We start from the raw sequence: 10,417 nt of genomic DNA, 5'->3' as shown, positions 1-10,417 counted from the left end.
GTGATCGCAAGCGCGGCGGAGCCGGGCGAAGCGGGTCACGCCGTCCCACCAGTGATCGCAAGCGCGGCGGAGCCGGGCGAAGCGGGTCACGACCATCCAAACCCGGAACGGGTCGAAGCGCCGGAAGCATAAGGAGATCAACATGAGCGAGACCAGCTTCATCGAGAACGAGGACCGCCGGGCCCTGCGGAAGGCGGTGTCCGAGTGGGCGGCCAACTACGGCCAGGACTATTACCTGCAGAAGGCCCGCGCTCAGGAGCACACCACCGAATTGTGGTCGGAGGCAGGCAAGCTCGGCTTCCTTGGGGTCAATCTGCCCGAGGAGTACGGCGGCGGCGGGGCCGGCATGTACGAGTTGGCCCTGGTGATGGAGGAGATGGCCGCCGCGGGCAGCGCGCTGCTGCTCATGGTGGTGTCGCCCGCCATCAACGGCACCATCATCAGCAAGTTCGGCACGGACGAGCAGAAGAAGCGCTGGCTTCCAGGCATCGCCGACGGCTCGCTGACGATGGCGTTCGCAATCACCGAGCCGGACGCCGGTTCGAACTCGCACAAGATCACCACGACCGCGCGCCGCGACGGCGGCGACTGGATTCTCAAGGGCCAGAAGGTATACATCTCCGGTATCGACCAGGCGCAGGCGGTGCTGGTGGTGGCGCGCACCGAGGAAGCGAAGACCGGCAAGCTGCGGCCCGCGTTGTTCGTGGTGCCCACCGACGCGCCTGGTTTCACCTACACCGCGATCGACATGGAACTGATCAGCCCCGAACGCCAGTTCCAGGTGTTCCTCGACGACGTGCGCCTGCCCGCCGACGCGCTCGTCGGTGCCCAGGACGCCGCCATCGCCCAGCTGTTCGCCGGCCTCAACCCCGAGCGCATCATGGGCGCCGCCAGTTCGGTCGGCATGGGGCGCTTCGCCCTCAAGAAGGCCGCCGACTACGTCAAGACCCGCCAGGTGTGGGGCACGCCGATCGGCGCGCACCAGGGACTGTCGCACCCGCTCGCTCAGTGCCACGTCGAAGTGGAGCTCGCGAAGCTGATGATGCAGAAGGCCGCGACGCTCTACGACAGCGGCGACGACGCGGGCGCGGCCGAGGCGGCGAACATGGCCAAGTACGCCGCGGCCGAAGCGGCCACCCGCTCGGTGGACCAGGCCGTGCAGTCGATGGGCGGCAACGGGCTGACGAAGGAGTACGGCGTGGCCGCGATGCTGGCCTCCGCGCGGCTGGGGCGGATCGCCCCGGTGAGCCGCGAGATGGTGCTGAACTTCGTGGCGCAGACGTCGCTGGGCCTCCCGCGAAGCTACTGAGCTATCCCGATGGACGCTCTCGTCGAATACGCCGGCCCGGCCGAAACCAAGGGCCCGTTCGCCCGCCTGACCTTGAACTCACCGCACAACCGCAACGCGCTGTCCACGGCGTTGGTCAACCAACTGCACCAGGGGCTGCGTGACGCCGCGGCGGACCCGGCGGCCCGGATGGTCGTGCTCGGACATACCGGCGGCACCTTCTGCGCCGGGGCCGACCTGAGCGAGGCCAGCCGTGGCGATCGCGAGGGCGGCGCAGCCGGTCGAAGCGGGTCGCCACCACCGACTAGTGGCGATCGCGAGGGCGGCGCAGCCGGTCGAAGCGGGTCGCCACCACCGACTAGCGGAGGCCCGGAGGGCGGCTTGCCAGCGTCGCCACACGACGTGGCCGCGCGCCGCGCCCGCGAGCTGACGGCACTGCTGCGCGCGATCGTCTCGTCGCCGCTGCCGGTGATTGCCGCCATCGACGGCCATGTGCGGGCGGGCGGGTTCGGTCTGGTGGGCGCCTGCGACATCGTGGTCGCCGGTCCGCGCTGCACGTTCGCGCTGACCGAGGCCCGGATCGGGGTCGCGCCGGCAATCATCTCGCTGACGCTCCTGCCGAGGATGCCGACGCGGGCGGCCGCGCGCTACTACCTCACCGGCGAGACGTTCGACGCGGGCCGGGCCGCGGAGATCGGGCTGGTGACGATGGCCGTCGACGACGTCGACGCCGCGGTACGGAGCGTCGTCGCGGACGTGGGCCGCGGTTCGCCACAGGGCCTCGCGGCGTCGAAGGCGCTGACCACCGCGGCGATGCTGGAGGGCTTCGACCGCGACGCCGAACGGCTGACCGAGGAATCGGCGCGGTTGTTCGTGTCCGACGAGGCGCGCGAGGGCATGCTCGCGTTTCTGCAGAAGCGGAGACCGAGCTGGGCTCCCGCTGACGGTAGCGCCAATTAGCGGTCGCCGCCCGCGACATGGTTGCGATTTAGCCAACCCTCTTGCAGCCCTACCCGGACGTCGTACGCTCGTGGGTGATGAGCAACTCAGCGCAGCGCGACGCGAAGGACGTCCGTCACGAATCGTCGCGGGCGGCCGACACCGATCGCATCCAGCTCGCGCAGTTGCTGGCGTACGCCGCCGAGCAGGGCCGGCTGCAGCTGAAGGATTACGAGGACCGCCTCACCAAGGCGTACGCCGCAACCACGTATGAGGAACTCGACCAGCTTCGGGCCGACCTGCCCGGCGCGCCGATCAGCCCCCGCCGTGGCGGCACACCCAACCCGGCGCCTTCCACTCTGCTGCTTGCCCTCCTGAGCGGGTTCGAACGGCGCGGCCGGTGGAACGTGCCCAAGAAACTGACCACGTTCACCCTGTGGGGCAGCGGAGTGCTGGACCTCCGCTATGCCGACTTCACCTCGACCGAGGTCGACATCCATGCGATCTCGATCATGGGCGTGCAGAACATCCTGCTGCCGCCCGAGGTCAACGTCGAGATCGAGGGGCGCGGCGTCATGGGCGGCTTTGACCATGCCGTGCTCGGGCACGGCACCCCGGGCGCACCGACGGTGCGGATCCGCGGCTGGTCCCTCTGGGGCGGCGTCGGCATCAAGCGGCGCGCCCGCAGGTCCCGCGCCTAGCGTTCGCCCCGCGCCGGTCAGTCCGGCACGTAGTCGAACGTGTCCGGGTTGGGGCCATTGCGGCCCGACTCGCCCTTGTCGAGCGCCGAGATGGCCTCCATGTCGGAACCGTCCAGCTCGAAGTCGAACAGCTCGAAATTGGCCTTCACCCGCTCCGGCGTCACCGACTTGGGAAAGACGATGTCGCCGCGCTGGATGTGCCAGCGCAGGACGACCTGCGCCGCCGACTTGCCGCGGGCCGCGGCGATACGGGCGATGACCGGATCGTCGAGCACTTTGCCCTGGGCGATCGGCGACCACGCCTCGGTGGCGATCCCGTGTTCACGCCCGTAGTTGCGGACATTCTCGTTGGCGAAGTACGGGTGTACCTCGATCTGGTTCACCGACGGGACCGTCTCCGTTTCGGCGGCGAGCCGGTCGAGGTGTGCCGGCTGGAAATTGGAGACTCCGACGCTGCGGGCGCGTCCGTCTTTGGCGAACTCCTCCAACACTTTCCACGTCGAGACGAAATCCCCGCCGTAGAGCGTGGGCAGCGGCCAGTGAATGAGGAACAGGTCGACGTAGTCCGAACCCAACGCCTTCAGCGTTCCATCAAAGGCGCGCCTGGCGTCGTCTGGCTTGTGGAACCCGTTGTTCAGCTTGCTGGTGATGAACACCTCGCCCCGGTCGAGGCCGGCATCGCGGATGCCCTGTCCGACTTCCTCTTCATTGCCGTACATCTCGGCGGTGTCGATGTGGCGGTACCCGATGTCAAGCGCGGTCTTGACGGCCGCCGCCGTCTCGGCGGGCTTGATCTGGAACACGCCGAATCCGAGCTGCGGAATGGCGACACCGTCATTGAGTTCGATCGTTGGAACCTTGGTCATGCTTTCCTCCTTCGTCAATCCGTGTACCCGGTCAGCCGGTCTCTTATCCCCCCGCGGTCACGCCGCGGAGCGCGATGCGGTTCGGCCGGAACGGCGTTGGTCCGGATCCAGCAGTAGGAACGCGATTCCGGCCCCGGCCGCCGCGATGCCCTGCGCGGCCAGGTAAATCCACAGCGCCGGCCAGGCGATCATCCCCATGGCCACCGCCGCGATCGCCACCGCCGGGTTGAACGCGCCGCCCGAGATGCCACCGACCGCGAATGCCCCTGACACCACGGTGAAACCGATCGCGAGCCCGAAGTACGAGTTGCCTTGGCCTCGCCTGCTCGTCGCCACATTGAGCACCACGTAGCAAAGGGCGAAGGTGAACAGCGCTTCCACCGCGAACACGGCAACCGGCCGGTGTTCCGGTCCGGCGGGGTGCACCGGTCCGACGATCCAGCGCACCGCCGCAGCGGCGATCACGCCGGCCAAAGATTGCGCGATCCAGTATCGGGCGGCGTCGCCGGGGCCGATCCCGCGCCGCACCAGGACCGCCAGCGTCACGGCCGGGTTGTAGTGACCGCCGGAGATCTGACCGCCGGCGTAGACCATCACCATGAGCACTCCACCTATCGCCAGTGGGGCCAGGGTGCTCCCGCTGCCGACGGCAGCGCCGCAGGTGAAGACCAAAAAGAAGGTACCGATCGCCTCGACGGCGTACTTCGCCGCCGGACGAGGGTCGCGGGCGGCGGGAGGCCCGGCCGCGGCCGGTTGCTGTGAGTCGAGCGCGCGCATGGCATCCAGCCTGGCCACAAGGGGAGTGTGTGTCTTCGCCGCTGGCGTCCATGCGCGGGTACCGGCTAGCTGCAACCAGTCCGGTCAGCGTCGGCGCCGCGACCTCAGGTAGTCACCCACCACGGCCGCGCCCAACCCGTCGAGATCGGGCACCACGACGCGCCCCTCGACGCGACGGGCGACCTGGTCGATGAACCGCGCCAACCCGGGGTCACTGCCCAGCCGGAAGATCGTGATCTGCGCACCGAGCCGGGCCATGTCGTCGAAGCCGCGGACGGTGTGGGCGATCGTCCGCGGGTGCGGCGGGTAATCGAAGAACACCGCCGAGCCGTCGCCGTCGAAATCCTCCAGGTGGGCGGTCGGCTCACCGTCGGTGACCACGAGGACCACCGGTTGCGCGTTGGGGTGCCGACGCAGATGCCGACCCGCCAGGGCCAGTGCGTGATGCAGGTTTGTACCCTGCTCGTAGACGCCTTCCAGGCCGGTCAGTTCCGCGGCCGTCACGGTCCGGGCGTAGCGCCCAAAGGCGATGATCTGCAAGGCATCCGACCGGAACCGGGTGCTCACCAGATGATTGAGCGCCAACGCCGTCTGTTTCATCGGCAACCAGCGGTTCTCCATCACCATCGAAAACGAGGTGTCGACCAGCAGCGCCACCGCGGCCTGGGTGCGGGTCTCGGTTTCCGAAACCTCGACGTCGTCGACGGTGATCTTCAGCGGACCGGCGCGGCCGTCCCGGGCGGCCGTCCCCGCCTGCCGCAGCACCGCATTGGTCAGCGTGCGGGAAATGTTCCACGGCTCGGTGTCACCGAACTGCCACGGCCGCGTAGCCCCCGTCAGCTCCCCGGCGGCGCCGGCGCGACGGAGTTCCCGTTCGCCGCGCCTGCTGGAAAGCTGTTGCGCCACATCGCGCAACGCTGTCTCGCCGAGCCGGCGCATCGCCTTGGGCGACAGCCGCCACTGGCCGTCCGAACCGCGGTCGAGGAAACCCTGATTCACCAGCGCGCGCTCCAACTCGGCCAGCGTGCGAGCGTCCACGGCCGCCTCGTCGCCAAGCTGGCGCGCCAGCGCGTCGAGGTCGACATCGTCCATCGTGGCGCCGGGGTAACTCTGCGACAGCTGCTCGGCCAGCTGCTCGAGCTCGCCAACGTCGGCCAACGCCTGTGTCCCCTCGCCCATCCCGAACGGGTTGTCGCCGGAGAACTCCTGCGACCCCGTCCAGTCCTCGCCCGGCCGCGCCGCCTGCAGGTGGGCGTCCAGCCGATTCAACGCCTGCATCAAGTCCGGGGACCCGAATGCCTGCTGCGCCAAGGCGTCCAGCTCGGCACGCTGGTCGGGACTCAGGCTGTTGCGGAACCGCTGCGCGGCGGCGGCGCGCTTGGCCAACGAATCCATCAACTCGTCGACGTTGCGCGGGTTCTCCGGAAAGAACTCGCCGTGCTTGTTCATGAAGTCCTGGAAATCCTGCGGGGTGTCCTCACCGCGGGAGTGCTTGTCCAGTAACTCGTTCAAGTCATCCAGCATGTCCTTGACACGCTGACGGTCTTCGTCGGTGGCGCCCTCGAGCGCCTGCTTCATGCCCGCGAAGCGCTGGTCCAGCATCTCGCGGCCCAGCAAATCCTTGATCTGCTCGTACTTTTCGCGCGCCTCCGGGCTGCGCCAGTCGTAGTCGGACAGCTCCTGGACGGCTTTGGCCGGCGACGCGGGCAGCGCGTCCAGCCGCAGCTCACCGAAGCGGGCGTCGTCGTCCAGGGCCCGAGCCAGTTCCTTGCGTTCGGCCAGCACCGCCTCATCGAGCAGCTTCTTGATGTCCTGCAGGGTGCCGTCTAGATTGTTGCGGCGCAACAACTCTCGCCGCCGGCGGTTGGCCTCCGCCGCCAGCCGGTCGGCGCCGCGCATGTTCTCGGTGCCGCGGCGCAGCAGCTCGGACAGGGCGCGGCGCGGCGACGTGCCGGCCATGACGTCCTGACCGATCTGCTCGAGCGCCTCACGCAGATCCACCGGCGGGGCCAGCGGATCGGGCCCGCCGGTGTACGCCGAGTATCGCGAGGAGTGGCCCTTCGAGAACGGTTTAGCCATAGACCGTTTGGCCCTCTCCGGAGACCTTGTCGATCCGCTTGGCAAGGTACAAGGCCTCCAGCGACAACTCCAGCGCCGCGGCCCGCTCCCCCACGGACTGCGCGTTCACTTTCTCCGCGATCTTGTCCACGACGGGCAGGGCCGGGACCGCGGCCAGCACGTCCTTGGCCGAGACGCGCTCACCCGTGGTGACCGCCGAACCGCGCTCCACCGCGGCCACCAGCGCGCCGACGTCGATCCCGCCCAGCACGCGGGACGCGGTGTCGGCGGTGGCGCGGCGCAACAGGTGCTCGAGCACCGCCTGCTCGCGGCCCTCCTCGCCGGACTCGAATTCCAGCTTGCCGCGCAGGACGTCGATGACCGTGCCGAGGTCCACCACCCGGGCCACCGGATCGGTCTCCCCCAGCACGGCGCCGCGGTGCCGGGCGGCCGCCGCCACCGTCTCGGCCGCGGCGATCGCGAACCGGGCCGAAACCCCGGAACGCTGATCGACCGAATTCGACTCCCGCAGGTAGCGGGCGAAGCGAGCGATCACCTGCATCAAGTAATCGGGCACTTGCGCGCTCAGGTGGGCCTCCTGGACGATCACGCCCACCTCGGCGTCGAGCTCGAGCGGGTAGTGCGTCCGGATCTCGGCGCCGAACCGGTCCTTGAGGGGGGTGATGATCCGACCACGGTTGGTGTAGTCCTCGGGGTTGGCGCTCGCGACCACGAGCACGTCCAGGGGCAGGCGCAGCGTGTAGCCGCGAACCTGGATGTCGCGCTCCTCCATCACGTTGAGCATCGACACCTGGATACGCTCGGCCAGGTCCGGCAGCTCGTTGACCGCGACGATGCCACGGTGCGCGCGTGGGATCAAGCCGTACGCGATGGTCTCGGGGTCCCCGAGGCTGCGGCCCTCGGCGACCTTGATCGGGTCGATGTCACCGACCAGGTCGGCCACGCTGGTGTCCGGAGTGGCCAGCTTCTCGGTGTAGCGCTCGCTGCGGTGTTTCCACTCCACGGGCAGGTCGTCGCCCAGCGTGGCAGCCTTGCGGATCGACTCGGGCGTGATCGGCGAGAACGGGTGCTCGCCCAATTCCGACCCGGCGATCACCGGCGTCCACTCGTCAAGCAGGCCGACCAAGGCTCGCAGCAGCCGGGTCTTGCCCTGCCCCCGCTCGCCGAGCAGCACGAAGTCGTGGCCGGCGATGAGCGCCCGCTCCAGCTGGGGCAGGACGGTGTCCTCGAAGCCCAGGATGCCGGGCCAGACCTCGTCGCCCGCGGCGAGCGCGGTGAGGAGGTTTTCCCGGATTTCCTGCTTGACTCCCCGTTCACGGTGACCGGCGGCACGCAATTCGCCGACGGTGCGGGGCAGATGAGTCGGTGATGTCACCACTCCACGCTACGGCGTGGTGCGGCCTCCGTCATGCGCAGTTCGTTCACCCCGCGCTGATTGACACCCGGGTCGCTCAGTGGGCGAAGTGGCGCGCCCCGGTCAGATACACGGTGACGCCGGCGGTGGCCGCCGCGGCGGTCACCTCGTCGTCGCGCACGGATCCGCCCGGATGCACCACCGCCTTCACCCCGGCCGCGGTCAGCGTCTCGAGGCCGTCGGGAAAGGGGAAGAACGCGTCGGACGCCGCGACCGCGCCGCGGACGCGGTCGCCGCCTCGTGCATTCCCTCTTTCCACGGCCAACCGGGCCGCGTCGACGCGGTTGACTTGGCCCATGCCGACGCCGATCGTGGCACCCCCGGCGGCGATGACGATCGCGTTCGACTTGACCGCGCGGCAGGAGCGCCACGCGAAGACCAGGTCGCTCAGCGTCGCCGGGTCGGCCGGCGAGCCGGTCGCCAGCGTCCAGTTCGCTGGGTTGTCGCCGTGCGCATCAAGCTCGTCGCGCTGCTGAACCAGCAGTCCCCCGCTGATGGGCCTCAGTTCTGTGCCGCCGGTGAGCGGCTCGGAGGCCACGAGCACCCGGACGTTCTTCTTGCGGGTCAGCGCTTCGAGGGCGCCGGGCGCGTAAGCCGGGGCGATGATCACCTCGGTGAAGATGCCGCTGACGTACTCCGCCATCTCGACGCTGACCTCGGTGTTCGCCGCGATGACCCCGCCGAATGCGCTCAGCGGATCGCACTCGTGCGCCTTGCGGTGGGCGTCCGCGACGGAGACCGACGAGATCGCGATCCCACACGGGTTGGCGTGCTTGATGATCGCCACGCAGGTCTCTTCGTGGTCGAACGCGGCGCGCCAGGCCGCGTCGGCGTCGGTGAAGTTGTTGTAGGACATCTCTTTCCCGTGCAGCTGCTCGGCCTGTGCCAGGCCCGGCCACGCGGCGGGATCGGCGTACAGCGCCGCCTGCTGGTGCGGGTTCTCGCCATAGCGCAGCATCGCCGAGCGGCGCCAGCTGCGGCCCAGCCACTTCGGGAACGCCGTCGGCGGATGCTCGGGCGCCAGCGTCGACTCCATCCAGCTCGCGACCGCGATGTCGTACTCGGCGGTGTGCTGAAACGCCAGCGACGCCAGCGTTTTGCGCTCGGCGAGGGTAAAGCCGCCGTGCCGGACCGCGGCGAGCACCCCGTCATAGCCGAGCGGGTCGGTGACCACCGCCACGCTCGGGTGGTTCTTGGCGGCCGCCCGCACCATCGAGGGCCCGCCGATGTCGATCTGCTCGACGCATTCGTCGATGCTTGCGCCCGAGTCGACCGTCTCGCTGAACGGATACAGGTTGACAACGACCAGTTCGAACGCGGCGATCCCGAGCTCCTCGAGGGCGTCGGCATGCTCGGGTTTGCGGAGGTCGGCGAGCAGGCCGGCGTGTACCCGCGGGTGCAGGGTCTTGACACGACCGTCGAGCACCTCGGGGAACCCGGTGAGTTCCTCCACGCGGGTGACCGGGATGCCTTTCTCGGCAATGGTCTTCGCCGTGGATCCGGTCGACACGATCTCGACGCCCGCTTCGGCCAACCCGCGGGCGAGGTCGACCAGCCCGGTCTTGTCGTACACGCTGATCAACGCGCGGTGGATGGGCCTTCTCGCCATCTCGCGCCAATCCTCGGTGCTCATCGGTTGGTCGCCTTTCGTCCGATCGTCGCTTGTCTACCCACCAAAGTCAGGCCGCCCGTCGCGATGGCAGCCACCACGTCCACCAAAAGCTTCCGTTCGGTGACTTTGATGCGTTCATGTAGAAGCTCTTCATTGTCGCCGTCGAGCACCGGAACTGCTTGCTGAGCCAAGATCGGTCCGGTGTCCGTCCCCGCGTCCACCAGGTGCACCGTACAGCCCGTGACCTTGACACCGTAGGCCAACGCGTCGGTCACCCCGTGCGCGCCCGGGAACGCGGGCAGGAGGGCGGGATGGGTGTTGATGACGCGGCCGTAGAACCGCGTCAGAAACTGCCGCCCAAGGATTTTCATGAACCCGGCCGAGACGATCAGGTCCGGCGAGTGCGCGGCGGTGGCGGCGGTGATCGCTGCGTCCCACGCGTCGCGGTCGGGGTGGTCACCCAGGCGGACGGTGAAGGTGGGCAACGACGCGCCGGTCGCGATCTCGGTGGCGAGGCAGTCGCGGTCGGCGCCTACGGCCACCACGCGCGCCGGGAACTCGCCGACGGCGGCGTCCAGCAGGGACCTCAGCAGCGAACCGGTGCCGGACGCCAGGACCACCACCCGCGCCGGTGCGCTGGGAGCCACTCGGAGCGGTTCTTGCACACGGCGAGCCTAGTCGGGCGACGATGCGCGCCCGCACGGCGCGCGGAGGAGGCCGACAGTCAGACCACGCCGGGCG

At 69.2% G+C, this 10,417-nt stretch carries 9 protein-coding genes; 3 read left to right on the top strand and 6 right to left on the bottom strand.

Annotated features, from left to right (window positions below; genetic code table 11):
- The first annotated feature begins 142 nt into the window (after positions 1-142).
- From SKC42_RS27180 to SKC42_RS27170, 3 genes are all read left to right on the top strand, one after another.
- A complete protein-coding gene (locus SKC42_RS27180) occupies positions 143-1,309 on the top strand; it encodes an acyl-CoA dehydrogenase family protein (protein WP_330967331.1) in 1,167 nt (388 codons plus the stop codon).
- Positions 1,310-1,318: 9 nt separating this feature from the next.
- A complete protein-coding gene (locus SKC42_RS27175; RefSeq protein WP_330967330.1) occupies positions 1,319-2,248 on the top strand; it encodes an enoyl-CoA hydratase family protein in 930 nt (309 codons plus the stop codon).
- Positions 2,249-2,325: 77 nt separating this feature from the next.
- Positions 2,326-2,928 carry a DUF1707 SHOCT-like domain-containing protein gene (locus SKC42_RS27170; RefSeq protein WP_330967329.1) on the top strand — a complete coding sequence of 201 codons (603 nt, stop codon included), beginning with the start codon at positions 2,326-2,328 and terminating at the stop codon, positions 2,926-2,928.
- 17 nt (positions 2,929-2,945) lie between these two features.
- Here the strand turns inward: SKC42_RS27170 and SKC42_RS27165 are convergent, their stop codons facing one another.
- From SKC42_RS27165 to purN, 6 genes are all read right to left on the bottom strand, one after another.
- A complete protein-coding gene (locus SKC42_RS27165) occupies positions 2,946-3,794 on the bottom strand; it encodes an aldo/keto reductase (RefSeq protein ID WP_330967328.1) in 849 nt (282 codons plus the stop codon).
- Between the two features lie 57 nt (positions 3,795-3,851).
- A complete protein-coding gene (locus tag SKC42_RS27160; RefSeq protein ID WP_330967327.1) occupies positions 3,852-4,589 on the bottom strand; it encodes an MIP/aquaporin family protein in 738 nt (245 codons plus the stop codon).
- 66 nt (positions 4,590-4,655) lie between these two features.
- Complete coding sequence (locus tag SKC42_RS27155) at positions 4,656-6,650, bottom strand: VWA domain-containing protein (protein WP_330967326.1); 1,995 nt, start codon at positions 6,648-6,650, stop codon at positions 4,656-4,658.
- Positions 6,643-8,028: an ATP-binding protein gene (locus tag SKC42_RS27150; RefSeq protein WP_330967325.1), complete on the bottom strand. Its 1,386-nt coding sequence runs from the start codon at positions 8,026-8,028 to the stop codon at positions 6,643-6,645. Before SKC42_RS27150 ends, SKC42_RS27155 begins: the two co-directional genes overlap by 8 nt.
- Positions 8,029-8,101: 73 nt before the next feature.
- Positions 8,102-9,697, bottom strand: coding sequence for a bifunctional phosphoribosylaminoimidazolecarboxamide formyltransferase/IMP cyclohydrolase (gene purH, locus SKC42_RS27145; protein ID WP_330967324.1), 1,596 nt, complete (start codon positions 9,695-9,697; stop codon positions 8,102-8,104).
- Positions 9,694-10,341: a phosphoribosylglycinamide formyltransferase gene (gene purN / locus SKC42_RS27140; protein ID WP_330967323.1), complete on the bottom strand. Its 648-nt coding sequence runs from the start codon at positions 10,339-10,341 to the stop codon at positions 9,694-9,696. The genes purH and purN overlap by 4 nt, the downstream gene beginning before the upstream one ends.
- Positions 10,342-10,417 lie beyond the last annotated feature (76 nt).

It is taken from the genome of Mycobacterium sp. 050134 (assembly GCF_036409085.1).
Lineage (GTDB): Bacteria > Actinomycetota > Actinomycetes > Mycobacteriales > Mycobacteriaceae > Mycobacterium.
Note: the sequence above shows the minus strand (reverse complement) of the source record. Positions and strands in the feature narration are given on the sequence as shown.

What these genes read in the sequence shown, in the direction of transcription:
- SKC42_RS27180 (WP_330967331.1), top strand. Translation starts at nt 143, where the DNA reads ATGAGCGAGACCAGCTTCATCGAGAACGAGGACCGCCGGGCCCTGCGG.
- SKC42_RS27175 (WP_330967330.1), top strand. Translation starts at nt 1,319, where the DNA reads ATGGACGCTCTCGTCGAATACGCCGGCCCGGCCGAAACCAAGGGCCCG.
- SKC42_RS27170 (WP_330967329.1), top strand. Translation starts at nt 2,326, where the DNA reads ATGAGCAACTCAGCGCAGCGCGACGCGAAGGACGTCCGTCACGAATCG.
- SKC42_RS27165 (WP_330967328.1), bottom strand. Translation starts at nt 3,794, where the DNA reads ATGACCAAGGTTCCAACGATCGAACTCAATGACGGTGTCGCCATTCCG.
- SKC42_RS27155 (WP_330967326.1), bottom strand. Translation starts at nt 6,650, where the DNA reads ATGGCTAAACCGTTCTCGAAGGGCCACTCCTCGCGATACTCGGCGTAC.
- purH (WP_330967324.1), bottom strand. Translation starts at nt 9,697, where the DNA reads ATGAGCACCGAGGATTGGCGCGAGATGGCGAGAAGGCCCATCCACCGC.